The organism is Subsaximicrobium wynnwilliamsii, from assembly GCF_007997225.1.
GTDB classification, from domain to species: domain Bacteria; phylum Bacteroidota; class Bacteroidia; order Flavobacteriales; family Flavobacteriaceae; genus Psychroserpens; species Psychroserpens wynnwilliamsii.
On sequence record NZ_VORM01000004.1, the window covers coordinates 87832 to 114287 of the forward strand.

General features: G+C 38.8%; 26 protein-coding genes. 20 read left to right on the forward strand and 6 right to left on the reverse strand.

The annotated features are described in order from the left end of the window. The first annotated feature begins 561 nt into the window (after positions 1-561). Genes ESY88_RS04710 through trxA form a run of 3 tightly spaced genes read left to right on the forward strand, consistent with a single transcriptional unit; the run spans position 562 to position 2162 of the window. Entirely contained in the window at positions 562-846 is a 285-nt protein-coding gene (locus tag ESY88_RS04710) for a heavy-metal-associated domain-containing protein (protein ID WP_147085490.1), read from the forward strand. Next, a complete protein-coding gene (locus ESY88_RS04715; protein WP_147085491.1) occupies positions 843-1853 on the forward strand; it encodes a c-type heme family protein in 1011 nt (336 codons plus the stop codon). The genes ESY88_RS04710 and ESY88_RS04715 overlap by 4 nt, the downstream gene beginning before the upstream one ends. A gap of 12 nt (positions 1854-1865) precedes the next feature. Then, entirely contained in the window at positions 1866-2162 is a 297-nt protein-coding gene (gene trxA, locus ESY88_RS04720) for a thioredoxin (RefSeq protein WP_189702524.1), read from the forward strand. Between the two features lie 240 nt (positions 2163-2402). Here the strand turns inward: trxA and ESY88_RS04725 are convergent, their stop codons facing one another. The 3 genes from ESY88_RS04725 to ESY88_RS04735 are packed head-to-tail and all read right to left on the reverse strand — an operon-like array spanning position 2403 to position 5489. Then, on the reverse strand, positions 2403-3776 hold the full coding sequence (locus ESY88_RS04725) for an MBL fold metallo-hydrolase RNA specificity domain-containing protein (RefSeq protein WP_147085493.1): 1374 nt from the start codon (positions 3774-3776) through the stop codon (positions 2403-2405). Between the two features lie 4 nt (positions 3777-3780). After that, the gene (locus ESY88_RS04730) at positions 3781-4617 is read right to left on the reverse strand and encodes an ATP cone domain-containing protein (RefSeq protein WP_147085701.1); all 837 of its coding nucleotides are present in this window, start codon (positions 4615-4617) and stop codon (positions 3781-3783) included. Positions 4618-4634: 17 nt separating this feature from the next. Further along, on the reverse strand, positions 4635-5489 hold the full coding sequence (locus ESY88_RS04735) for a universal stress protein (protein WP_147085494.1): 855 nt from the start codon (positions 5487-5489) through the stop codon (positions 4635-4637). Positions 5490-6002: 513 nt separating this feature from the next. On the opposite strand from ESY88_RS04735, the gene ESY88_RS04740 reads away from it, so the two are divergent. The 12 genes from ESY88_RS04740 to ESY88_RS20880 all read left to right on the forward strand — a co-directional run bounded on the left by ESY88_RS04740 (position 6003) and on the right by ESY88_RS20880 (position 16652). After that, a complete protein-coding gene (locus ESY88_RS04740; protein ID WP_147085495.1) occupies positions 6003-6617 on the forward strand; it encodes a TetR/AcrR family transcriptional regulator in 615 nt (204 codons plus the stop codon). A 1-nt stretch (position 6618) separates the two neighbouring features. Continuing rightward, positions 6619-7869, forward strand: a complete 1251-nt coding sequence (locus ESY88_RS04745; protein ID WP_147085496.1) for a TolC family protein — start codon at positions 6619-6621, stop codon at positions 7867-7869. Between the two features lie 195 nt (positions 7870-8064). Continuing rightward, complete coding sequence (locus ESY88_RS04750) at positions 8065-8979, forward strand: HlyD family secretion protein (protein ID WP_147085497.1); 915 nt, start codon at positions 8065-8067, stop codon at positions 8977-8979. An 11-nt stretch (positions 8980-8990) separates the two neighbouring features. Further along, the gene (locus tag ESY88_RS04755) at positions 8991-9494 is read left to right on the forward strand and encodes a hypothetical protein (protein WP_147085498.1); all 504 of its coding nucleotides are present in this window, start codon (positions 8991-8993) and stop codon (positions 9492-9494) included. A gap of 18 nt (positions 9495-9512) precedes the next feature. Further along, entirely contained in the window at positions 9513-9971 is a 459-nt protein-coding gene (locus ESY88_RS04760; RefSeq protein WP_147085499.1) for an OsmC family protein, read from the forward strand. 6 nt (positions 9972-9977) lie between these two features. Beyond that, positions 9978-10880 (forward strand): ABC transporter ATP-binding protein, encoded by a 903-nt coding sequence (locus ESY88_RS04765; protein ID WP_147085500.1) that lies wholly within the window; start codon positions 9978-9980, stop codon positions 10878-10880. Positions 10881-10918: 38 nt separating this feature from the next. After that, complete coding sequence (locus ESY88_RS04770; RefSeq protein ID WP_147085501.1) at positions 10919-11647, forward strand: ABC transporter ATP-binding protein; 729 nt, start codon at positions 10919-10921, stop codon at positions 11645-11647. Positions 11648-11767: 120 nt separating this feature from the next. Continuing rightward, positions 11768-12154: a GxxExxY protein gene (locus tag ESY88_RS04775; protein WP_147085502.1), complete on the forward strand. Its 387-nt coding sequence runs from the start codon at positions 11768-11770 to the stop codon at positions 12152-12154. 360 nt (positions 12155-12514) lie between these two features. Then, positions 12515-13621 (forward strand): ABC transporter permease, encoded by a 1107-nt coding sequence (locus ESY88_RS04780; protein WP_147085503.1) that lies wholly within the window; start codon positions 12515-12517, stop codon positions 13619-13621. Positions 13622-13792: 171 nt separating this feature from the next. Further along, positions 13793-14914, forward strand: coding sequence for an ABC transporter permease (locus ESY88_RS04785; RefSeq protein ID WP_147085504.1), 1122 nt, complete (start codon positions 13793-13795; stop codon positions 14912-14914). 66 nt (positions 14915-14980) lie between these two features. Further along, positions 14981-16438 carry an NAD(P)/FAD-dependent oxidoreductase gene (locus ESY88_RS04790; RefSeq protein ID WP_147085505.1) on the forward strand — a complete coding sequence of 486 codons (1458 nt, stop codon included), beginning with the start codon at positions 14981-14983 and terminating at the stop codon, positions 16436-16438. Positions 16439-16511: 73 nt separating this feature from the next. Beyond that, positions 16512-16652: a hypothetical protein gene (locus ESY88_RS20880; RefSeq protein ID WP_189702530.1), complete on the forward strand. Its 141-nt coding sequence runs from the start codon at positions 16512-16514 to the stop codon at positions 16650-16652. Positions 16653-16747: 95 nt separating this feature from the next. Here ESY88_RS20880 and pncA read toward each other — a convergent pair whose 3' ends face one another. Continuing rightward, positions 16748-17353: a bifunctional nicotinamidase/pyrazinamidase gene (gene pncA / locus ESY88_RS04795; RefSeq protein WP_147085506.1), complete on the reverse strand. Its 606-nt coding sequence runs from the start codon at positions 17351-17353 to the stop codon at positions 16748-16750. A gap of 64 nt (positions 17354-17417) precedes the next feature. Beyond that, the gene (locus tag ESY88_RS04800) at positions 17418-18815 is read right to left on the reverse strand and encodes a nicotinate phosphoribosyltransferase (RefSeq protein WP_147085507.1); all 1398 of its coding nucleotides are present in this window, start codon (positions 18813-18815) and stop codon (positions 17418-17420) included. 198 nt (positions 18816-19013) lie between these two features. Between ESY88_RS04800 and ESY88_RS04805 the strand changes: the two genes are divergently transcribed. Both ESY88_RS04805 and ESY88_RS21865 read left to right on the forward strand, forming a co-directional pair. Continuing rightward, positions 19014-19379: a hypothetical protein gene (locus ESY88_RS04805; protein WP_147085508.1), complete on the forward strand. Its 366-nt coding sequence runs from the start codon at positions 19014-19016 to the stop codon at positions 19377-19379. Between the two features lie 2 nt (positions 19380-19381). Beyond that, positions 19382-19621 carry a type II toxin-antitoxin system HicA family toxin gene (locus tag ESY88_RS21865; protein ID WP_394343948.1) on the forward strand — a complete coding sequence of 80 codons (240 nt, stop codon included), beginning with the start codon at positions 19382-19384 and terminating at the stop codon, positions 19619-19621. A gap of 221 nt (positions 19622-19842) precedes the next feature. On the opposite strand, the gene ESY88_RS04810 is transcribed toward ESY88_RS21865, so the two are convergent. Beyond that, on the reverse strand, positions 19843-20292 hold the full coding sequence (locus tag ESY88_RS04810; RefSeq protein ID WP_147085509.1) for a KTSC domain-containing protein: 450 nt from the start codon (positions 20290-20292) through the stop codon (positions 19843-19845). 337 nt (positions 20293-20629) lie between these two features. Here ESY88_RS04810 and ESY88_RS04815 point away from each other — a divergent pair, with 337 nt between their 5' ends. From ESY88_RS04815 to ESY88_RS04825, 3 genes are all read left to right on the forward strand, one after another. Then, on the forward strand, positions 20630-21937 hold the full coding sequence (locus ESY88_RS04815) for a TolC family protein (RefSeq protein ID WP_147085510.1): 1308 nt from the start codon (positions 20630-20632) through the stop codon (positions 21935-21937). 120 nt (positions 21938-22057) lie between these two features. After that, complete coding sequence (locus ESY88_RS04820) at positions 22058-23188, forward strand: efflux RND transporter periplasmic adaptor subunit (RefSeq protein WP_147085511.1); 1131 nt, start codon at positions 22058-22060, stop codon at positions 23186-23188. Between the two features lie 58 nt (positions 23189-23246). Continuing rightward, positions 23247-26441 carry an efflux RND transporter permease subunit gene (locus tag ESY88_RS04825; RefSeq protein WP_147085512.1) on the forward strand — a complete coding sequence of 1065 codons (3195 nt, stop codon included), beginning with the start codon at positions 23247-23249 and terminating at the stop codon, positions 26439-26441. The last annotated feature ends 15 nt before the right edge of the window (positions 26442-26456 follow it).

Consider the following 26456-nt stretch of genomic DNA (forward strand, 5'->3'; position numbering starts at 1 on the left):
ACTCATTCAATAAATTCCGAACTTCCCTCCCGAAGGCTTGCTGACTCAAAAAAAATGGATCTCGACTCGTTAAAATTAAGTTTGGAAGGGGGCCTAAAACTTCATTACAAAACAGCTGGGGTTTAGCTTTTTTATGGCTGCGTTTTTTTGAATACCAATAACTTCTGCTGAAACATGACAATTCCAGACGCTTGATTATTATGCCACCTGTTTTCAATACGAAGCGCTTTACGTCCTACCCCGGCAGCCTTTTGCCTTGAGTAACTTATGTTACACCTATACTGGCTTAAATTTGATAAATTTGTGATAAGCCCATAAAAAAGAGCTGACTCTTAATGGTTTACAAGGCAGGTTCGCCATGCAACGGCTGTAGTTTAAATAACAGAAAAGCAGGGACGATCAACAAGAACTCAAAGCCATGGATAATGGTCATTCAAAGACCATTATCTAATTTTCAAAACAGAAACGGAAAGCTTGTTTTGAACTTAAAATACGTTAAGTCAAAAGCACAACCAAAAAACTAAAAACTCACAACTAAAAACTAAACTCGCTTTTAAAATCATGAAAACATCAATTCCTGTACAAAACTTAAACTGTGGCGGTTGCGCCCATACGATTTCCAGTAACATCTCATCTATAGAACATAGATCCAATATTTATGTGGATGTGGAAACTAGTAGTGTTTCTTTTGAGCATAAGGATGATGTGAATGCGGTACTGGTAAAAGCACGATTAAAAAGTATAGGTTATCCATCTATCGAGAATGACAACACATTGAGCTCCAAAGCAAAATCATTTGTAACCTGCGCCACGGGGAAATTTCACAGTAAAAATTCACAAACATGAAAAAAACAATACTGCTTTCAATGCTACTGGTCTCGTTTTTGAGTTGTAAAAATTCTGAAAAAACAGAGTATGTTGCTGCCGAAGAGATCGAAGATGCACAACCGCATCCAGGTAAAAAACTTATGGAAACCAATTGTTATGTCTGCCACAGTCCATCAGCAAGTCAAGCGGATAGAATTGGCCCGCCTATGATTGCTGTTAAAAAACATTATATCAACGAGAGCAGCACAAAAGCAGCATTCATTAGTGATCTACAAGCGTGGATTAAGAATCCAACCGCAGCGCATGCAAAAATGTACGGCGCGGTAAAGCGTTTTGGTGTGATGCCAAAAACCGTTTATCCTGAAGAAACCATTGCTCTAATTGGAGATTACATGTTTGATAACGCCATTGAGCAGCCAGAGTGGTTTGAAGCGCATTTCAACGGAGCAAAAGGAAAAGGAAAAGGTGCTAAGAATGGCATGGGTAAAGCAAAAAGTAAGCAGATGCAAAAGCAGCAGGCTGCCATAGATTTTGAAAACCTGAGTTATGCAGAACGCGGCTTAAAATACGCCATGACCACCAAAGCCGTATTGGGGAAAAACTTGATGCAAGCCATCCAAAATGAAGGCACTCTGGGAGCTTTGGCTTTTTGCAATGAAGAAGCCTACCCTTTAACAGATAGTATGGCGGTGGTACTTCATGCGAGCATCAAGCGCGTTTCCGATAAGCCAAGGAATCAAAACAATCAAGCCAATGACGAAGAATTAGAGTATATTGAGACTTTCAAACAAGTAATTGCAAATCAAGAGGAGCCCAACCCAATTGTTAAAGAATTGGATGATAAGGTGCAGGTATATTATCCAATCACAACCAATACCATGTGCCTGCAATGCCACGGGAAACCAAACAAGACCATGCAAGCCGCTACACTTCAAAAGATAAGCTTATTATATCCAAAAGATAACGCTATTGGTTACGATGTCAATGAAGTGAGAGGGATATGGCGCATTTCCTTTGATAACTAAAAACATAAAATTATGAGTAAATTTTCAGAATTAATAAATCAAGATCAACCTGTTTTGGTTGATTTTTTTGCAGACTGGTGCGGACCCTGTAAAACCCTGGCACCAATATTAAAACAAGTCAAAGAAGACCTTGGAGATAAGGTCAAAATTGTTAAAATAGACGTGGATAAAAATCAGGCTTTAGCTGCCAAATACCAAGTGCGAGGTGTGCCAACAATGCTATTGTTCAAAAACGGAAAACAAGTGTGGAGACAATCGGGTGTGCTTCAAAAAAATGATATCATCAACGTGATTAAGACCAATGGTTGATGGCTTTTTGATGAGATTTTTTGGGACAATCGTTACAGTGGGACTTACGCAGGCTGGCATTCCATCTTGGTTTCCCCAGCTCTCAAAGCTTATATCGATCTATTGACTGATTGAGATTTGATACTATTTAGAGGCAAGAATATTGATTTTAAGATTTTTTACTTAAGACAAGGTTCATATTTGCTCTTATCGCAGTAAAACTATTCAGATTTAACTCCTTTTTCCATTATCCCAAACTTTTTATATGACTAATGTTTCTACATCAGATAGTTTGGGAATAGTGACATTCCAATTATAAGTGTCCTTTATTTTCACTCTAAAAGCGTCCAGAGCTGCCGGCTCGCCATGGATGAGATAGACCTTTTCTGGAATGTTCTTAATAGCGCTCATCCAATTGAGCAATCCGTTCTGGTCTGCATGGGCAGATAAACTTTCAATGTGTTTGACAGTGGCTTTTACCGGATAGTATTTTCCTGAAAATTTAATCTCATGGGCACCGTCAAACAACTGCCTGCCACGAGTGCCTTCAGCCTGATACCCTACCAACAAAACGGTTGTTGAGGGTTCATCGATGAGCTGCTGTAAATACGTGAGCACCCTTCCTCCGGTAACCATTCCGCTACCAGCAATGACGATTTTGGAGCGTTTATCATCAATGGTTTCCCAGGTTTCTTTATACGATTGCACACTATTGACGTGATTGCACATGGCATTATATTCAGCCATAGGCAGTTTATGCCACTTCGGAAAGCGACTAAAAACGTCCAGCACATTGCTTCCCATTGGACTGTCTACAAAAATGGGAATGTTCGGAATTTTATTTTTCTGATATAACTTCCACAGAATATACATCAAGGTTTGTAAACGTTCAACGGCAAAACTCGGAATAATCAGATTCCCTTTTTTATGAATGGTCTCCAGGATGATGTCTGTAAGAATCTGCTCCACATCTTCCTCCGAATGCAGTTTATTGCCATAGGTACTTTCCACAAAGAGAAAATCTGCCCATTCGGGACGTTTAGGATCCTCCAATAAATAATCATTGGATCTGCCAATATCTCCAGAAAACACGAGGCGTTTGGAATTGATATCCAACTCTATAAAGGTTGCGCCAATGATATGACCATTATATTGGAAACGATAGGATATATGTTCAGACAGATGTATCCATTTGTCTTCCATTTCAACTTCAAACAATTGAATTGTTGTTTCAGCATCCTTAACCGTATAAAATGGCAAGGCCGGATGATGCTTGGTGTATTTTTCTTTATTGGCTCTTTCAGCCTCTTCCTCATGTATTTTTGCACTGTCCCTTAATATGATTTCGGCAATCGCCAAGGTAGGTGCTGTGCCAACGATTTTTCCTTGGAAGCCTTGCTTCAATAAGCGTGGCAAATACCCTACATGGTCTAAATGGCCATGGGTTAGCAACACCAAATCGATTGCATTGACATCAATAGGAAGGTCACACCAATTAAGTTCCCGCAATTCTTTAAGTCCTTGAAACATCCCACAATCAATCAAAATAGTCTTTTCGGAGGTTTCAATGAGAAATTTTGAGCCCGTAACAACACCGGCTGCGCCCAAAAAATTAATTTTCACATGATGATCCATAGTTTCAGTTTTTACAAAGCATTTTAATTTCGTTTATGATCTTTGACTTACGAGTTTCCGAAATTCCAAGATGGTCCAAGAAAAAAACGTCGTCTTTTAAATCTCTACAGAGTACCACGTCCCTACTCAACAAAAATTGTTTCTCGCGATTGGTCAATAGCGTTGAAGCCGTTATGGGGTATAAACTGAGTCGGTCTATTCTATCTCTCAACCCATCATTTTTTGGATAATCCCAACTCAATAGATACAAGCCAATGCATTTGCCAAATTGCCGTGCATCTTCGGTAAAACGTGTGTTCGTGACCACCCATCCTGCCTCTAGTTTTGTGTCATGAGCTTTTGAATCCCAGTGGCTTTTGACATCTTTGAAACGCGATGCGATATATAATGGCACTTTGACATTGCAATTTCGTCCTTCTTCACTGTGAAATTTACACTCTATCACAGTTGTATGGCCATTTTTATGGGCTATGACATCTATTTCATGAGTCACACAATGCCCTTGCATTATTTCGCTCACGCGTGTCTCGTAACCCGAATATTTTAAAATCGCACTTACAAAGCGCTCAAAGGGATAACCCGTTGGCCCCAACTCATAAATTGCTTTTTTGAGTTTGTATTTTGATGCGAGGTAGCTGTCTTTCTTTTTGAGTAATGCAAATGCCCTGTTATAGATTTCCTTTGTTGAGATGCCATCGTATAACTCCCCTTGCACTTTGTCCACAATTTGGGTGATTGTTTGACCATCTGCTCCAGATTTTCTCAATGAGGCACGTAATCGATCCAATGAAAACTTCACTTTTTCTCCAGAGGATTTTATGACGTTAAAATTGGTGTCCATTTTCATTTTTTGAAGTTTTAATTTCGTAGATCGTGCATCACTAACATGGGCACTTTAGAATCATAGGCAATCCCTTTTACCAAGGGTTGTGAAAGAATACTTGAAAAAAAAGTGTGTTTTTTATTGATGAATGCGACCATGTCACTTTCTCGGCTTTCCACAAAACAATTAATGGCCTTGGGAACAGACATATTGCTTAAATAATGGAAGGAGTGATTTACATCTTTGAAAATGTCTTCCAAGAGCTTTTTGCTCTTTAATTGTTTTTCGGTTAAGTGGTCTTCATTTGAAATATGCAAAACCTTAATTGATGCATCGCACTTTTTGGCAATATCAATAAGATAGCTCAATTCACGGTTTTTAAAGTGGGTTTTGTAGCTGGTTGGAAAAACAATTTCTTTAGGGAGGCCCATTTTTGCCGATTGAGGCACTACTATAACGGGGCAATTCCTGATTTTTTCCATAACATCCAAAGCCGTATTTCCATAAACGATACTTCTGGAATTGGTTTCACCTCGATTACCCATAACAATAAGTTCAATATCCTTTTCTTCAACCACTGTTTTAATGGCTTCCACGATATTGTTAAACACTGTGACGGTCTCAAAACTATGATTTGGGTTTCCGTTTTCTTTAGGGTCTAAATGATCCAAGAGTTTGTTAAGTCCACTTTCAGAATTAGCTTTTGAGGCTTCATACATGGGGCTTCCTTTATCCATGTTTATTATGCTTTCAATATCTTTTGATTTGATATAAAATACATTGAGAAGATAAAAAACACAAGGTACGTCTTTATAAAGCTCCGTTGCATAATTGATGGCCTGTGAGGAATTATCTGAAAAATCTGTTGGCAATAATATCTTTCGTTTCATAAGTTCTGTTTTTTGATTACCGAGTAAATGTAGTTGGATCTTCCTGTTTTGACAATGATAAATATCAGCTATACAGATATGGCTGAAACAGGTAGGGCTTAGTGAAACCTTAGTTGATTTATCACTGCGCATTCATGATATATGGAAAGACAAGGTTTCTAATTAACCATGGTAGCATGATTATTTCAAGATCTTCGATACATCTGCTAATATCTTTTTGAATTACTGAATCAAAACTGAACAATAGCAGCTTTGATCTTTCATAGGTCTTTGAAAATGGACAAACCCCTGTGGCACTTCGCGTAGGCACCTATAACAGTGCTGTTGGAACTAGCATCGCGGATAAGATAGACGTTTTTTGCTTAAATGAACGCGTAAAAAAACTTCAGGATGAAGCACGCTTAACACTACACTTAAAAACTGTTGAGCATGCGTTTAAACTAATCCAGTTAGCACCCGTTTCATAATATGTTGTATCTTTGTTAACCAAATGGTTAAACTATACAGTTAACAATGGCGAAAACGAAGGACGAAAATACAGAAGAACAAATATTGGTTGCAGCAAAAACCGTATTTCAAACCAAAGGTATGGATGGCGCCCGCATGCAGCATATAGCCGATGAAGCGGGAATCAATAAAGCCATGCTTCACTATTATTTCAGAAGCAAACAACTGCTGTTTGAAGCCGTGTTCAATCAGGCTTTTTCGTTGTTGGCGCCTCAATTGAATATCATTTTGAATGATGAATCTTCCATTGAAGATAAGGTCAAAAACTTTACGGTTAACTATACCACTTTTATGATGAAGCATCCGTATTTACCAAATTTTATTATTCAAGAGCTAAACAGAAACGAAGATTTCATTGTGAAACTAAAAGAGAATACGGGTTTCCCCAATCTCGATAAATTCAAAGCACAAGTGGATGCTGAAATCAACGACGGACTTCTAAACCCCATTGATGCCGATCAATTGTTCGTCAATATCATAGCACTCAACATTTTTCCTTTTTTAGGGAAACCATTGATCAAAGCGTTTACCAATAAAGATGAACAGGATTATGAAACATTCGTAGAAAGCCGAAAAACAGAAGTCGCCAATTTTATCATTAATTCCATAAAACCGCACTAAGATGAAACGATTTACCTTCATTTTAATAGTATTTGCTAGCGTTCCAATGTTAGGACAGCAGAATATAAGCTTGGAGGAATGCTATGAACTGGCCACCACTAATTACCCATTAGCAAAACAATCGCAACTTTTTGAAGCACAGAGCAAGTTAGATAAAGCCATTATTTCAAATTCTAAATTGCCACAGTTCAGTGTGGATGCACAAGCCACTTATCAGTCTGATGTGATTGAAATTCCTATTCCCAACACCAACATAGAAGCTTTAAACAATGACCAATATCGCGCAACACTATCTGTCAATCAACTTATTTATAATGCTGGGGCGACGGATGCATCAATAATGGTAAGAGCTGCCCAATTGAAAACACAGCAAAAACAGGTAGAGGTCAATCTCTATCAGTTAAAACAAAACATCAACCAACTCTATTTTTCAATTTTATTATCGCAGGAAACACAACTATTATTAGCGGCGAAAAAGGAGCTACTACAAGTAAAATTAAGTGAAGTACAATCAGGTATCAAATATGGTGTGCTTTTACCAACATCGGATAAGGTTTTAGAAGCTGAATTGTTGAAACTCCATCAGCAATTTAGCGAAGTTGAGAGCAATAAGGCTTCCTTGATAGAAACGCTTTCGAGCATCATCGGAAAATCTTTGGCCGATTACACGAGCTTTGAAAATCCGTTGTTAGAAAATGAGTTAAACACCAACTTAAACCGACCCGAACTCCAATTATTTCAACTTAAAAAAAACGAAATTGAAAGCAATGAAGCCTTGATAGCCAAACAAAACGCACCCAAATTATTGGGATTTGCGACCGGTGGCTATGGCAATCCAGGCTTGAATATGTTGGATAATTCCTTTCAACCCTTTTATACAGTCGGCATCAAATTGAATTGGAATGTTTTCGACTGGAATTCCAACAAAAAACAACGTGAATCTTTGTCAATTACTAAAGATATCGTCGATACAGAAACCGAATTATTCAAACTGAATACTGGTATTGAGCTGAATCAGCAACAACAGGAAATCGCTAAAATTGAAAGCTTTATTACTTCTGATTTGGAGATTATTGACTTGCGAAAAGAAGTCCTAAAATCAGCTGATTCCCAATTGAAAAACGGCGTCATCACCGCATCGGCCTACATTACGGAACTCACAAATTTATATGAGGATGAAAATACCTTGGTCACACATAAAATACAGCTACAGCTGGCAAAAGCAAATTATAATGTCATTAAAGGACAATAAAAAGTTTCCCGCACATGACGCAGATAGACGTATATAAATGCAGAATGAATTAAAAATAGTCTGCGAGAATCTGCAAGATCTGCGGGACACAAAAATAGAATTTCCCGCGGCTTACGCAGATCGACGCAGAAATAATTCAAAATAGAATCCGCGAAAATCTGCGAGATCTGAGGGACAAAAACAAGAAAGATAATCATGAAAAACCACAACTATATATTAGGAATAAGCATTCTAGCTTTGAGCTTGTTATCCTGCGGGAACGGCAACGATAAAGCAGATGGCTACGGAAATTTTGAAGCTACAGAAGTAACCGTTTCTGCCGAGAATAACGGAAAATTGCTCCAATTTGATGTTAATGAGGGCGATCAATTAGAAAAAAATCAAATCATAGGGTATATCGACACCATTCCCTTAGGGCTAAAGCGTGAGCAATTAGAAGTTTCAAAGTCAGTCATCAGTTCTAAATCCAAAGGTGTATTGTCTCAAATTAATGTGCTAGACGCCAAATTAAAAACAGCAAACACCAATAAAACCCGGACTGAAAACCTCATCAAAGACAACGCAGGTACGCAACAGCAATTAGACAATGTACAAGGGGAAATTAATGTGATCAAAACCCAAATTAAAAGTGTAGAAATCCAGAATGCGCCTGTCGTTAACGAATTGAAGAGCATTGACGTTCAGTTAAAACAAATCGATGATCAAATCCAAAAAAGCAAAATCATAAATCCAGTAACCGGAACTGTTTTGACTAAATATTCAGAACCTAACGAAATCACTGCCTTTGGAAAACCACTTTATAAAATTGCCAATCTCAATACCATGCAATTGCGGGTTTACATCAGTGAAACACAATTGGCCAACATTAAAATAGGTCAAGAAGTAAGCGTCAAAATTGATGATGCCGATGCTATGAAATCGTACAAAGGCACAATTAGTTGGATCGCTTCGGAAGCCGAATTCACACCAAAAATAATTCAGACCAAAGAAGAACGGGTCGCGCTGGTTTATGCCGTAAAAGTGGACGTCACTAACGACGGAAGCCTAAAAATTGGCATGCCGGCAGAATTATGGATAACCAATTCAAATAATAATAATAATAATAACTAAAATCAGAAACAATGAAACATGTAATTATCACACTGGGCCTATTGGCTTTAGTAGGCTGCAAAGACGGCAAAAATGAAGAAACAAACACAAAAACAGAAGCCGCCAAACCATCTGCAGAAGCTACAAATGAACAGAACAACGATCATAGCGACAAAGTTTCCAACGTGTATCAAAATGCTTGGACGAACGAAATCGTAATGAACAACGGTAACAAATGGCAAGCCGATGCACCAACAAATGAAGGTGTGCAAAAAATGCAAAACACCATGAAAACTCAAACAACGAGCACCTTGGATGCCTATCACAAATTAGCAGAACAGCTAAATGATGACAAGAATAATGTGGTAAAAAACTGCACGATGCAAGGTGCTTCACATGATAATTTGCACATCTGGCTCTTGCCTTTAATGGATAAAATTGAAGCGCTATCTGAAACAAAAACGGTTGAAGATGCTGCAAAAATCAAACAAAGTATCGAAGAAAACATCAATGGGTACAACACCTATTTCAAATAACATTTAAAACAAAACACCATGGATAAACATAGTTATAACGTCGATATCAGTTGGACCGAAGCCCGAAAAGGGATGATGTGCTCCCCAGAATTAGAACATAAAGACACCCAGGAGACCAACTGCATAGAAGTGGCAACACCGCCAGAATTTCCAGGAGGAATGCCACATATTTGGTCTCCAGAACATTTATTTACGGCTGCAGTTGCCAGTTGTTTAATGACCACGTTTTTGGCAATTGCCGAAAATTCAAAAATCGAATTCGTTAGTTTCAAATGCGGTTCTAAAGGTATTTTGGAGAACGTAGATGGCAAGTTCGTCATCAGTGAAGTGCTCTTGTTTCCTGAAGTCGTCATCACAGACGAATCACAACGGGAACGTGTGGAACGCGTCATAGAAAAGTCAGAAAAGGCCTGCCTGATTTCAAACTCCATTACTTCAAAAATCACTATGGACATAAAAGTGAGTGTTCAAAATTAACACCACATGAGCATCTCCATCAGCCATATCAGTAAATCCTATAAAAAAGTAAGCGCTTTAAAGGATATTTCCTTTGAAGTAGAGGCAGGAGAACTCTTTGGACTTATTGGTCCTGATGGTGCAGGCAAAACAACGCTTTTCAGGATTTTGACCACTTTATTGATTGCCAATGAAGGCGCTGCAACGGTGGCTGGTTTTGATGTGGTTGCCGATTATAAAAACATCAGAAAAAGTGTGGGTTATATGCCTGGGAAATTTTCATTGTATCAGGATTTAACAGTGGCCGAAAATTTGAATTTTTTCGCCACTATTTTTGGAACCACGGTTGAAGAAAACTACGACTTGATCAAGGACATCTATGTTCAAATTGAACCTTTTAAAGACCGAAGAGCTGGTAAACTTTCTGGCGGAATGAAGCAAAAACTAGCGCTATGCTGTGCTTTGATCCATAAACCAAAGGTGTTGTTTTTAGATGAACCAACCACTGGTGTTGATCCAGTTTCGAGAAAGGAATTCTGGGAAATGCTAAAACGTTTGCAACTAAAAGGCATTACCATTTTGGTGTCCACACCTTATATGGATGAAGCTGCTTTGTGTGATCGGATCGCATTGATTCAAGATGGAAAAATATTGGAAATCGATACCCCTGAAGCTATTGTAAGGCATTATCCAAAGGCAATTTACAACGTTAAGGCCAACAATATGTATCAGCTCATTAAAAGTTTAAATGACTATGAACATAACCACAGCGTGTATCCTTTTGGAGAATATGTGCATTACACTGACAGTAGAACAGATTTCAACCCAAAAGAACTGTTTCAGTATTTAGAATCGAACAATCTTTCGGCCATTGAAATTGAACCAACGGTGGCTACTATTGAAGACACCTTTATGGAATTGGCAAAATAACCTGCAAGGTTTTAAAAACCGTGTAGGTTTAACTAAAGATGATAAACAACAACGTCATACACGTAGAAGGATTAACCAAGATGTTTGGGGATTTCACAGCCGTAGATGCCATCACTTTTGATGTTAAAAAAGGCGAAATCTTTGGGTTTCTAGGAGCTAACGGCGCAGGAAAAACCACAGCGATGAAAATGTTGATTGGCATTTCCAAACCAACGTCTGGAAAGGCCAATGTTGCAGGCTTTGATGTGTTTACACATGCAGAAGACATCAAAAAAAACATTGGGTACATGAGTCAGAAGTTTGCCTTGTACGATGACTTAACCGTTAAAGAGAACATCACTTTTTTTGGTGGCATTTACGGATTGACAAGAACACGCATCAAAGAAAAATCGGAGGCGCTGATTGAAGAATTAGGTTTGGAGAATGTCGCAACTAAACTGGTGGGCTCCTTACCTCTGGGCTGGAAACAAAAACTATCCTTTTCGGTGGCGCTGTTGCATGATCCAAAAATCGTGTTTTTGGATGAGCCTACAGGTGGTGTGGATCCAATTACCAGGCGGCAATTTTGGGAAATGATTTACAAAGCATCGCATCAGGGCACTACCGTTTTTGTAACCACACATTATATGGATGAAGCCGAATATTGTGATCGGGTTTCCATTATGGTCAACGGGAAAATTGAAGCATTGGATACGCCTAAAAAATTAAAAGAGCAATTTAAAGCTACAAATATGAATGATGTGTTTTTGAAATTGGCGAGAGGATGAAAAGGTTTCCCGCAGATGGCGCAGATTTACGCGGAAGAACACCCAATAAAATCTGCGGTTATCCGCGAGATCTGCGGGAAAAAAAGCGAGATCTGCGGGAAAAAATTAAAATCTAAAATTATGGAACAAAAAACAGAAAACGATATTTCATATTTAATTAGAGGTGCGATTTTTAAGATTTACAACGAATTGGGTCCAGGTTTACTGGAATCAGTTTATGAAACGGTCTTGAGTTTCGAATTACGAAAACAAGGATTGGAGGCAAAAAACCAAGTGCCATTGCCTGTATTTTATGAAGGCAATAAATTAGGTTTAGGATTTAGATTGGATTTACTAGTAAATGAAAAAGTAGTTGTTGAGATAAAATCGGTTGAAAATTTAGCGGAAGTGCATCACAAACAAGTTTTGACATATTTAAAACTATCTAATTTGAAATTAGGAATTCTCGTGAATTTCAATGTAGATAATATCGAAAAAGGCATTTTCAGGAAAGTGAATGGATTGTAGTGTCCCGCAGATGGCGCAGATTATCGCAGAAAACAAACAAAACAAAATCTGCGAAAATCCGCGAGTTCTGCGGGAAAGAAAAAAAATGTCCCGCAGATTTCGCAGATGCACGCAGAGAAAGGAATACAAAAATCAACGTTAATCATCGGGAAAAAATCTGCGCCAATCTGCGAGATCCGCGGGAAATGAAAAAAGTGTCCCGCAGATACACGCAGAAAAAAGATTACAAAAATCAACGTTAATCATCGGAAAAAAATCTGCGAAAATCCGCGTGATCTGCGGGAAAGAAATCGAGATCTGCAGGAAACAGAAAATTTTAACAATTAAAAACAGAGATCCCTGCCTTCGCAGGGACTTAGGATGAAAAGATTCATAGGTTTTATAAAAAAAGAATTCTACCACATTTTTAGGGATAAACGCTCCTTGTTTATTCTCTTCGGAATGCCCATTGCCCAAATTTTACTGTTCGGTTTTGCCATTACCAATGAAATCAATAATGTGGACATCGCCATTTTAGACCATTCAAAAGATGCTACCACCAAAGAAATCATCAATAAAATAGCAGCTTCAAAATATTTCAGCATCAAGCAAATGATCGAACGCGAAGCAGACATCGCTTCGGTGTTTCAAAAAGGGCATGTGAAAGCAGTTTTGAATTTTGAAAGGGATTTCAGTAAAAACCTTATCAAAGACCGCAAAGCAACCATTCAAATAATCACAGATGCCACAGACCCAAATACGGCAAACACCATCAGCAATTATGTCAACGCCATCCTTCAGCAGTACCAAAAACAACTGAATAAGGACATCACAATTGCTTATCAAATCGTGCCGCAAACACGCATGGTATATAATCCGGAATTAAAAAGCGTGTATATGTTTGTTCCAGGGGTCATGACCATTATTTTGATGCTGGTTTCTGCAATGATGACCTCCATTTCCATCACAAGAGAAAAAGAATTGGGCACCATGGAAATTTTATTGGTATCGCCTTTAAAACCGTTTCAGGTCATTATAGGAAAAGTGTTTCCCTATATTTTTCTGTCCATTATCAATGCTGTAGTGATTGTACTGTTAAGCATTTTCATATTCAAAATGCCAGTTCAAGGCAGCTTGTTTTTATTGGCTTTAGAAAGCATTCTGTTCATCATAAGCGCTTTGGCATTGGGCATATTGATCTCAACCATTTCAGCAACGCAACAAACCGCCATGATGATTTCCTTAATGGGGCTCATGCTACCCGTTATATTATTGTCTGGATTTATTTTCCCGATTTCGAGCATGCCAATGCCACTTCAAATTATTAGCCATATCATTCCGGCAAAATGGTTTATCATCATCATCAAAGGAATAATGCTCAAAGGTGTTGGTTTAGAATATCTATGGAAAGAAACAGTGATATTATTGGGAATGACGGTGTTCTTCATTGCATTGAGTGTGAAGAAATATAAAATTAGGCTCGAGTGAAATAGTTGGCAGTCGGTAGTGGGTAGTGGGTAGTGGGTAGTGGGTAGTGAAATAAAAATAGTCGAGTACCTGCTTGTCGGCAGACAGATTCGTGGCAAAAAAACGAGTAAAAATTAAAAAGAGATTCCCATTGGAGTTTATCTTAAGCGGAGTCTAAAGATGGGAAATATTATGAAAATAATCGGCTATATCATCCAAAAAGAGTTCAAGCAAATCTTTAGAAATAAAGGCATGCTTCCCATCATTTTTGTGCTGCCACTACTCCAACTTATTATTTTATCAAACGCAGCCACTTTCGAAGTTAAGAATATCAAATTTGCCTATATTGATCATGATCATACCTCGACATCTAGAGCATTGGTTGAAAAATTCAGTGCCTCCACTTATTTTGATGTGCTTACCCATTTTCCTTCGGAAGGCTTGGCAAGTTCAGCAATGCTGAGGGGCGAAGTTGATGTGGTTTTGGAGATTCCACGGTACTTTGAGCGCGATTTACAAAATGAGAAACACCACACTTTAGGGGTGACCATCAATGCGATTGATGGCGCAGCAGCAGGAGTGGAAAATGTTTACGTTAATCAGATTATTCAGGGTTTTAACCAACATTTGAAGGTTGATTTGTTACAGCCTTCCGATCAGGTTATTCAGCCCCTAAGTATTGACACGATTCCCCTATTCTGGTACAACGAAACCTTAAATTATAAAACCTTTATGGTGCCCGGGATTTTGGTGTTGCTGGTTACAATGATCACGCTGTTTCTTTCAGGAATGAATATTGTACGTGAGAAAGAAATTGGCACCCTCGAGCAAATCAATGTGACACCCATTAAAAAAAGCCAGTTCATCATTGGAAAGCTCTTTCCTTTTTGGGTCATTGGGATGGCGCTATTGACTATCGGTTTAATCATCGCCAAACTCATTTTCAACGTCCCCATGATTGGCAGCTTACCGCTCATGTATTTCTACACCTCCATATATATTTTAGTGGTTTTGGGGATTGGTTTGTTCATCTCAAATTTTACGGACACACAACAACAGGCCATGTTTATCGCTTGGTTTTTTACGGTTATTTTCATTTTAATGAGTGGCTTATTCACGCCTATTGAGAGTATGCCGCAATGGGCGCAAATTGTCACTGAGTTCAATCCCATCAAATACTTTGTAGAAGTCATGCGCATGGTCATGCTCAAAGGCTCCGGATTTATGGATATTCTTCCGCAGGTCTTAAAAACATTGCTTTATGCATTGGTCATGAATGGTTTAGCGGTTTGGAGTTATAAAAAAACAACCTAAATCTTATGTAACTAATGTTACGCTGCTTTTTGAAAAAGGAACCTATCTTCAATAAAAATTAAGGTCATGGCTAAAATAGTTGTCTTAGGCGCAGGAATATCAGGTCACGCAGCAGCATCTCACTTACGCAGAAAGCTGCCTAAAGAACATGAAGTTGTAGTAGTGTCGCCTAATAGTAATTACCAATGGATTCCATCGAATATCTGGGTTGGCATTGGCAGAATGAAATCTGAAAAAATTCTATTCCCATTAGCGCCATTATACAAAAAGAAACATATTGGTTATAAACAGGCTAAAGCGGTTTCGTTCTATCCTGAAGGCGATCAAAAGGAACAAAAACCTTATGTTCTGGCGGAATATGTCTTTGGCGAACAGAAAGGCCAACAAGAAAAAATTACCTACGACTACTTAATCAACGCCACAGGACCGAAACTTAATTTTGAAGCTACTGAAGGCTTAATTCCTGGAAAAAACAAGGCCTATTCTGTGTGCACCTATACCCATGCAGATCATGCTTGGGAGGGTTTAAAGAAATTGATTGAGCAGATGAAACAGGGCAAGAAAGCGAAAATTTTAATTGGTACAGGCCATGCAAAATCCACCTGTCAAGGTGCCGCTTTTGAGTACATTTTAAATGTGGAAGAAGAACTGCGCAAACATAAGGTGCGTGACATGGCTGAAGTGACTTGGATTTCCAACGAATACCAATTAGGCGATTTCGGAATGGATGGCATGTTGCTGAGTTATGGCAGCATGACCATGAAATCCCACGAAATGATTGAAATGATTTTTGAAGATCGCGATATCAAATGGATCTTGGGTGCTGGTGTCAACAAAATTGAAGATGGTGTGGCGCATTACGAAAATTTGGAAGGCGAACAGAAATCAGAAATCTATGATTTTGCAATGCTTATCCCCTCGTTTTCTGGTCATGGTTTTAAAGCCTTTGATAAAAACGAAAACGACATTACAGAAAAACTCTTCAAAGGATTTATGATTGTCGATGCCAATTATACACCAAAACCATACGAAGAATGGTCTGTGCAAGATTGGCCAGAAACCTATCAAAATCCGACTTACAAAAACATTTTCGCACCCGGAATAGCATTCGCGCCACCCCACAGCATTTCAAAACCTAGAAAGAGCAAAAACGGAACAGAGATTTTCCCTGCACCACCACGCACGGGAATGCCTTCTGGAATTACGGCTAAAATAGTGGCAGACAATATTATAGATACTATCAAGAACGGAAAAGAATCCTTGACCCATAAAGGATCTATGGGAAATATGGGTGCAGCATGTATTGCTTCTGCAGGCTTCGGCATGACCACAGGAAGTGGCGTAAGCATCACCACCTATCCCATTGTACCAGACTATGAAAAATACCCAAAAACACAAGGCCGACAATTAAGCAAAACCTTTGGGGAAATTGGTTTGGCAGGGCATTGGCTCAAACTAAGCTTACACTATGCCTTTATTTATAAAGCCAAAATGCGACCATTTTGGTGGTTGATTCCTGAATAGGGATCAAATCAATAAAGGTTGATTCCTGAATAAAAACAGGTTCACAATAGATTGATTCCTTAAAAAACATAAGATGATGACACAGCGTATTTCAAAATATCAAAGATTTAAAATGATGAATCCCATCATCCAGTTTTTCAAATACATTTACTTAAGCATAAAAATCATGCTTATTGTAGCTGGAGGTCATGGTAGCACTCGAAAAGTAAACTGATTTGGTTGTCAGTGATTATTGGTTGATTGTTGAAAAGCGCTCATTTATACAATGGGCGCTTTTTTTTGATCCTTGACCTGCGTTGAAAATTCGTCCTAGATGCCTTCCGAAGTAATCATTTGTATGCCCAGATTGACCATCTTTTCTTTAATGTCCTTGAAGGCTTCAGGATCTAATGCTTGAGAGGCATCTTCTATAAAGAAACAGGCGAAGCCTTCTTTAAAGGCGTCATAAATGGAATAATACACACAAATATCTGCGGCGAGACCACATAGAAAAAGTTGCGAGACTCCCTTTTCCTTTAAATAACCCGCCAAGCCGGTGGACTTTAAATGTTGGTTATCATAAAAAGCACTATAACTATCCATGTATTTATCTGTTCCTTTTCTAAAAATAGCTTCACATTTTTGAGTTTTTAAATCAGGATGAAACTGTGCGCCTTCCGTGTCTTGCACACAGTGATCTGGCCATAAGGTTTGTGGCTTGCCCTGAAGTTCAATCTCATCAAAGGCAGATTTCCCTTCGTGGTTGGAAGCAAAACTCACGTGGTCTTTGGGATGCCAATCTTGGGTGGCAACCACCAAATCAAATTTATGCTGAATGCCATTGATTATTGGGACAATCTTATCGCCACCGGCAACGGAAAGCGAACCACCTGGCATAAAATCATTCTGTACATCAATTATAAGAAGCGTTTTCATAATATTATTTTTTTAGTAAGAGCTTTTTCCGTGACGTTAGGCTTTGAGGACTTGACATTTCAGTTTAAAATTTATGTTTTTGAACTAAGGTATCGCGTTCTTGTTTGAGCGCAGTGCTAAGCCCTATTTTGTAGATGTGCGGATTTTGAAAACGCTTGTATTCATCGGGAAGCTGAGCGAGACGCGATTTTGAATAGTCGGCTATTTCAGAGACCGATCGAGATGGCGTTGTTCTTTTACCATCTTCCATGACCTTTTCAAGCAAAGGCTCTTGTTTAAAAGAACTAAGGTTCAAGCTTTTTGTAGCATCGAAGGGATGCTCCATTTGGGCAACCTCAGCTTCATTGAACAGCGCCACGGCATCTGCCCCGTAAAACATCCCAGTGCTGTCCAACATTCTATATACTTGTTTTTTGGAAGGCAGCGAGACTTTGATGATATTTTCAGAAAGTTTGATGCGAGGGTCTCCATTATATTCCGATAATTTATAAACGCCATCCAGCGCTGCATCTGGTTTTCCAGTGACCAGATTTGTACCAACGCCAAAAATATCTATAGGCGCTCCTTGATCCTTGAGACTTTTTATCACATATTCATCCAATTGGTTGGAAACTACAATTTTCACATAATCCAAATTGGCATCATCCAGGAGTTTTCGGGTTTTTTTAGACAAATAGGCCAAATCGCCACTGTCTAAACGCACGCCCATCAATTGCGTTCCGTTGCTTTCCATTTCCTTGGCTACCGTTATCGCATTTGGCAAGCCGCTTCTAAGGGTATTGTAAGTATCTATCAAGAGCACACAATTTACCGGTCGCATCTTTGCAAAATCCCGAAACGCCTGTAATTCATCCTCATAACTTTGTATAAACGAGTGCGCCATGGTGCCTGAGGATGGGATGTTATAATCTTCCGCTGCTTTCACATTGCTGGTACTGTCAAAACCGCCAATGGCTGCTGCTCTTGACGCGTAGTAGCCACCAGTGGCGTGCGCGCGACGTAAGCCCATATCCAGTAAAATGCCATCTTTCGCGCTGCGTCTTATTCTGCTGGCTTTTGTGGCGATCAAGGTTTGGAAGTTGAGCATATTCAGCAAAAGCGTTTCTACAATCTGCGCTTCTATAATATTCGCTTCCACCTGTAAAATAGGACGGTTAGGAAAAACAACATCGCCTTCCTTGCTTGAAAAAATACTTCCGCGGAAGCGAAAATCCTTTAAATACTCTAAAAAATCGTTTTCAAAGCCGTGTTGCTTCAAATATGAAATATCGGAAGCTGTAAACTCGAGTGTTTCAAGAATATTCAGCACATCTTCAAGTCCGGCAAAAATTGAATAGCCACTGTTAAATGGGTTGCTTCTGAAATAATAATCAAAAACCGCTCGCCCATTGGGCTTGGTGCCAAAATAGACTTGCGCCATCGTGAGTTGATAGTAATCGGTATATGCTGCTGTTATGTTCATGAGATTGTGAGTTTAAACCGTCAAGATATCCATAAATTGACAAATTACTTGTTAAGGCTATCTAAAAAAATAAAGGGAACAAGTTTGAATAACTTTGGTTGGCAAACATTATGACTAACAGCCCTCACGGATACAATTTGTTAGATTTATTTAACATACAAATTTGACATAAATTATTATATTTGTTTGCCTTATAATATGAAAAAAGAAACTATCAACATCGACCATAGAAAAAAAATCTTTAAAGCCCAATTAAATGGAGTTGGTTTTAAAGAAGGTGATGCTCATATCATTTATCTTCCAAGTCTTCAAATATCTTCTTACGGAGAATGTATAGAGGAAGCTAATGAAATGATGAAAATTTCTCTAAATGAATTTTCAGAAAATTTACTTCAATTGGATGAATTGAAAATTAATTCAATTTTAAAACAGTTAGGTTGGGAAAAAGCTAAATTCTTTGATAAGAGATTAGTCCATTTGAGTGAAACTACTTTTGAAGATATTAAAAAAGAATTTAATCTTCCAGACGACACTCAAGTTCAAAAAATCCCAATAGCTGTTTAGCAATGGGTGAATACAATAAACCTGTGCCAACTAAATGCTGGGAAGCCTACCTTACTTTTTGTGGTTGTGTTTTTGACCGGCAACAAGGAACTCATCATCACTGGAAATGCCCGAATTGTTGGAGAACTGTAACTTTTTGGGGACATAAAAAAGATGTTCCCAGATTTCACATTGGAACATGTTTAAAATCTATGGGGAAAACCAATTCTGAATTCAACAAATGGGCAAAGAAGAATTGTTGATAAAAATAATCATTTGCCAACATTGCGTATCATTAATTGCTCCTTATCCTGTAAATCCTATCGGGTTTTCAAGTTCGTTTTTATTTGCTAAATTTACTGCTTGAGACACGCAACTAATCGTACTCAAGAGTGTCCCCTTCTTAAAATAAATGGCTTCTATTTTCTAATGCTTCTATTTGTTAAATTAGGACTAGTTAGCCGATTCCTATTCCAATTCTGGATTAAACCTCCTCCAAAACTCGTTTCGACTTTCTATAAATATAGTTAGGATAAATATTCCGTTTTGCAAAACGGTTGAGCTTATCGCTATTGATCATTTTAATATAGACTGGTTTGGTAACCCCAAAATATTCGTAAGTAGATCCATCCAAAAACGTGATTTCCAATAATAAGCCTTTATGCACGTAATCTGCAATCCCAGAATTTGTGATGGTTTCGGTATAGTTTGGCAAATTGGCTTCAATGGTTTCTGGTGCGATGCTTACCAAAAAGTGATACCCATCAATAATCTTTCGGCTTTGTATTTCCGCTTCTTCCTGTAAGGCGTCTCCATTCTGAAACTTGTCTGGATGCCACGCTTTCACTAAGTCGCGGTAACTCTTCTTCAAGGTCTTTAATTCAACTTGATTTTCGACTCCAAAGAGTTTCTTGTATTCGTTTATGCGCTTCATATCAATTTTTTATTTGAGGGCGCAAAAGTACGCTATAATATCACATGAAATACTATAATACGCTTTATTGCTGTGTTAAATATTTATTAGCGCCTTGCTGTTCTTTCTGCTGAAAACCAATAATTTATAAATCCAATTGCAAAGACCTCTTTTCGAGCATTGAGAAACCGTCGGAATCCTCGATGCATACCACGAAACTCGCAAAATAATCGAACTTCAGAATCACTGATTATGGCTGAAACTGAAAAGCCTCCTCAAGGCTGCTGCTTTGTATGTAACATTGGTTACTGAGCAAAACGATCTTCCAACCTATTTTTGCAGTATAAATGATTAGAACATGAAAAACAACGTATTAGCTATTACGCTTTGTTTTTTGGGCTTGACCGCATCGCTGCAAGCGCAAGAAATTATCCCTCTTACCAAAACGGAAGTTTTGAACAGGGTTAACCAAGATAATACCTCACTAAAAATATCTGAGCAAGAGTTTATTGAAGCCCGAGCAGATTACAGACAAACCAATGCGGTTTTTTTACCAAATATCACAGCGAGTCATACAGGCATTGCCACTACAAATCCCTTAATGGCCTTTGGTTCTAAACTGAATCAAGGCATATTAACCCAGAATGATTTTAATCCAGTGCTATTGAACAACCCATCGCAGATTGAGAATTACGCTACAAAATTTGAAATTCAGCAACCCTTAATCAATGTAGATGGCATATTTCAACGTAAAGCAGCCAAGTCAAAAATGGATGCTATGGCGTTAAAGACCGAAAGAACAGCCGACTATCTAGTCTTTGAAGTCGAAAAAGCATACATGCAATTGCAATTGGCTTACAAAGGCGTGGACGTATTAGACCAAGCATTGAAAGCAGCCAACTCTAATAAAAAATTAGCAGATAACAGTTTTAAGCAAGGTTATTTGCAACGCGCCGATGTGCTTAATGTGGAAGTGCGCGTGACCGAAGTGCAAAATCAATTGCAAATGGCAAAAAGCAATGTGCAGAATGCATCCAACTACCTGTCTTTCTTAATGAGTGATGACACTTATGTGGCTTACATGCCAACAGATAGTTTAACAGTGTCCTCTTTCGAAATGGAGAAAACGTCTATTTCAGAAAACCGGTCGGACATCAAAGCCATGCAATTGGCCACCAACGCTTATGAAGCGATGAACAAAGCCGATAAAATGGCGTTTTTACCAAGATTGAATGCGTTTGGCAGTTATGAATTATATGACGATCAAATTTTTCAAGGCGGTTCAAACGGGTATTTATTTGGAGCGCAATTGACCTGGGATCTTTTTCAAGGTTCCAAAAGGTTCGGGAAAGCGCAAAAAAGTAAAGCTGAATTTGAAAAATCCAAACTGCAATACAAGCAATATGTATCACAAAGCAATTTGGATTTAAATAAAGCAAAGCGCGCTTTAATTGATGCGGAAAATAAGCTAAGCTTAACCTCATTAGCATTGGAACAGTCTGAAGAATCCTTGAGAATTAGAACCAACCGATTTAAAGAAGGTTTAGAAAAAACTTCCGATTTATTAGTCTCTGAAACACAATTCGCCCAAAAGCAATTGGAATATTACCAAACTATTTTTGAATACAATTACGCAAAAGCTTACGTACAGTTTTTAGCCCCCTAACCCGCGAAGGGGGAATTAGCAAGTCTGCGGATAAATAAATCAAACGAGAAACAAGAATAAAGAACCAAGAGTCAAGAGTCAAGACAAACATTCATGGCAATTAAAACTAAAGCAATTAAAATGAAAAAATATACTTACTTATTAATAGTCATAACAGCTTCACTTTTTATGGCAAGTTGTGGCAGTGAAGAAAACAACGTGGCTGCTGATAAGAGGCCTGCCGTTAAAGTTCAGGTCAGTGAAGTCTCTGGATCCAACACCAATCCGTTTTTATCGGTTAGCGGTAAAATACAATCGGTCAACAATGCCGATTTAAGCACCAGAATGATGGGTTTCGTAAAAAAAGCCCCATTCAACGTTGGCGACAAAGTGAGCAAAGGTCAATTATTGGTATCTATCAATAATGCCGAGTTGCAAGCCAAAAGCGCGCAAGTCAATGCGGGTATTACTGAAGCAACTGTCGCTTTTAATAATGCCCAAAAAGATTATAAGCGCTTCAAAAATTTATTCGAAGACAACAGCGCATCACAAAAGGAACTGGATGATATGACAGCACGTTATGAAATGGCAAAAGCCCGTTTGGAATCAGCTAAACAAATGAAAAATGAGGTCAATGCTCAATATGCTTATACCAATATCACAGCCCCTTTTAGTGGAGTTGTGACCGCCAAATCAGTGGAGGAAGGCGATATGGCCAATCCAGGACAAGCTTTAATATCCATAGAATCGCCAGGTAATTTTGAAGTCATGGCTATGGTTCCTGAAACTGAAATTTCTCAAATTAAACAAGGTGCTGAAGTAGATGTTTTGGTAAAATCAATTAATAAAACCTTAAAAGGAAACGTATCTGAAATTAGCACGTCGTCCAAAAATACAGGCGGACAATATTTAGTGAAGATCGCATTGGATAAAACAGATGTCAACATCTTATCGGGAATGTTTGCGTCGGTTCAATTTCCGGTAGAGAAAAAAGCGGCTACCGAGATGGTCTTGATTCCAACAGCGGCGATTATTAACAATGGTCAATTATCTGGGGTTTATACGGTAAGTGAGAGCAATACAGCCCTATTGCGTTGGTTGCGTTTAGGCAGAACCTTTGACAATCAAGTAGAAGTGTTATCTGGTTTATCTGCGGACGAAACGTATATCGTTTCTGCTGATGGAAAGCTTTATAATGGAGTGAAAATAATCCCATCCCCAGCCCTTCCCGAAGGGAAGGGAGTCAACTCGGAAACAAACTATAATAATTAAGAACTAAAAAACAACCCGTAATCGTTCTCCCCTTCGGGGAGTTAGAGGGGATTTTATTATGAAAGAAGGTATCGCAGGAAAAATCGCAAAAATCTTTATACAATCAAAGCTCACTGTGCTTTTAATGATTGTGTTTATGGTTGTTGGTGTGTACAGCTCGTTTTTAATTCCACGTGAGGAAGAACCACAAATTGATGTACCAATGGCAGATATTTTTGTGGGTTATCCTGGCGCAAGTCCAACCGAAGTGGAATCTCGAGTCGTGAAGCCTTTGGAGCAATTGATTTCAAATATCAAAGGTGTGGAATACGTGTATTCCACCTCAATGAAGGAACAAGGCATGGTCATCGTGCAGTTTTATGTGGACGAAGATATTGAGCGTTCGTTTGTGAAACTCTACAACGAAATCAGCAAACACATGGGCCAAATGCCGGAAGGTGTCACTTTTCCACTGGTAAAGACACGAGCCATTGATGATGTACCCATGTTGGGACTGACTTTGTGGAGCGAAAACTACGACGATTACCAATTAAGCCAAATGGCGCAAGAGCTGGAAGCCGAAATCAAAAAGATAAACGATGTCGCGACAACGCATAAAATTGGTGGTCGTAACCGCCAATTACGTGTGGTTTTAGACAAAGACAAATTAGCTGCCAGCGGATTGGATTTCTTGAGCGTTTCTGAAATGATTAAAGGGAATAATGCCCAGTTAAGTTCAGGCAGTTTTGATAAGAATGACACCGAGTTTTTAGTAACCACAGGAACGTTTCTAGAATCGGCTACAGATGTTGAAAATTTAGTGGTTGGGGTGCAACAAAACCGACCGATTTATTTGAAACAAGTGGCGACGATTATCGATGGCCCTGAAGTACCGAAAAATTATGTGAGCCTGGGATTTGGAAAAGGTAGCGAAAAAGCATCCGAATTCAAATCTGAATATCCTGCAGTAACCATTTCAGTTGCCAAGCGAAAAGGTGCTGATGCGATGAAAATTTCGGAGGTCATTATTGATAAAGTGGAGCATTTACGCAGCACGTTGATTCCTGATGATGTGCACGTTGAAATCACCAGGAACTATGGAGAAACCGCTTCTGATAAAGTTTCAGAACTCTTGTGGCATCTTATTGGATCCATCTTTGCCGTAACACTAGTCGTGATGCTGGCAATGGGCTGGCGTGGCGGATTGGTCGTGTTTTTATCGGTCCCAATTACCTTTGCCTTGACCTTGTTGAGTTATTATATGATGGATTATACCCTCAACCGAATCACGCTTTTCGCGTTGGTATTTGTAACGGGCATTGTAGTGGATGATTCCATTATCATTGCCGAAAATATGCACAGGCATTTCAAAATGAAACGCCTGCCCTTTAAACAAGCGGCTTTGTATGCCATCAATGAAGTTGGAAACCCAACCATTTTGGCAACGTTTACAGTCATTGCATCGGTTTTACCCATGGCGTTTGTCTCCGGATTAATGGGGCCTTATATGGCACCAATGCCAATTGGAGCCTCTATTGCGATGATTTTGTCCTTGTTTGTCGCATTGACCATTACACCGTATTTGGGTTATATTTTCTTAAGGGAAAAAGAGAAGAAAGGTCAGCCTGAAAAAGTTGAAAAACCATTAGAAGATACTTTCATATATAAAATTTACAACAAATTAGAACGTCCTTTATTGGAAAGCAGCGCAAAACGCTGGTTGTTTTTGGGAGGCACGTTTGCAATCTTATTGGCAACAATGGTATTGTTTTTTACAAAATCGGTTGCCGTAAAGATGCTACCCTTTGATAATAAAAATGAATTTCAGATCGTCATTGATATGCCAGAAGGTACAACCCTGGAACGTACAGGCGTTGTGACCCAAGAGATTTCACAATACTTATCGACACGTCCAGAAGTCGTGAATTACCAAAACTATGTGGGTACGTCTGCCCCAATAACCTTTAATGGTTTGGTGCGTCATTACGATTTACGTGGTGGCAGCTATATGGCCGATATTCAAGTGAATTTGATTGCTAAAGGTAAACGCAGTGCGCAAAGTCATGACATTGTAAAATTATTACGACCAGACATTCAAAAAATTGCTTCAAAATACAATGCCAATGTCAAGTTGGTTGAGGTACCACCAGGACCTCCTGTATTGTCTACCATTGTAGCCGAAGTCTATGGTCCTGATTACAAAGAGCAAATTAAGATCGCCAACAGCATTCAAACGATTTTAAAAAATACAGATGATGTTGTGGATATTGACTGGATGGTTGAAGACGACCAAACCGAGTATCAATTTGATATCAACAAGGAAAAAGCGATGTTATATGGTGTGGCACCACAACAGATTGCCCACACCATGAATATGGCCTTGTCCAACAGACCAATCACTACCTTGTATGACGAAGACGCCTCAAACCAAGTTGGGCTGGTATTGACTTTAGATGAAAAAGAAAAATCGACCATTACCGATATTTCCCAACTTAAAGTAAGCTCGACCCAAGGGACTATGGTGCCAATTGCAGATTTAGTGGACATCAAAGAAACAATAGCTGCCAAAAGCATTTACCACAAGAACCAAAAGCGTGTGGTCTATGTTCTGGCAGATATGGCCGGCGATTTGGAAAGCCCTGCCTATGCTATTTTAGGAATGGAAGAAAAACTAAAAGAAATTCCATTACCACAAGGCTATACCCTAAACGAAATGTATTTAGGTCAACCAGAATATGAGGATGATTACACCGTGAAATGGGATGGCGAATGGCAAATCACATTGGAAGTATTTAGGGATTTAGGCATTGCCTTTTTAGGAGCGATTATCTTGATTTACATCTTGATTGTAGGTTGGTTCCAAAACTTTAAAGCACCAATAGTCATGATGGTGGCCATACCCTTATCCTTAATCGGGATTATTTTGGGGCACTGGATCATGGACGCCTTTTTTACAGCAACCTCATTTATTGGGATGATCGCTTTGGCAGGAATCATGGTACGAAACTCGGTCTTGCTGATTGATTTTATCAACCTTCGATTAGATGAAGGCATACCAATCAAACAAGCAGTTGTGGAAGCCGGAGCCGTAAGAACCACACCAATTCTCTTAACCGCAGGAACCGTTGTAATTGGAGCTTTCGTAATACTATTTGACCCTATTTTCCAAGGCTTGGCCATCTCATTAATGGGAGGAACTATTGTTTCGACTGTGTTGACATTGTTGGTGGTGCCATTGGTGTATTACATGATAGAGAAGAAGAATTATAAATAATAATTGTCCCGCAGA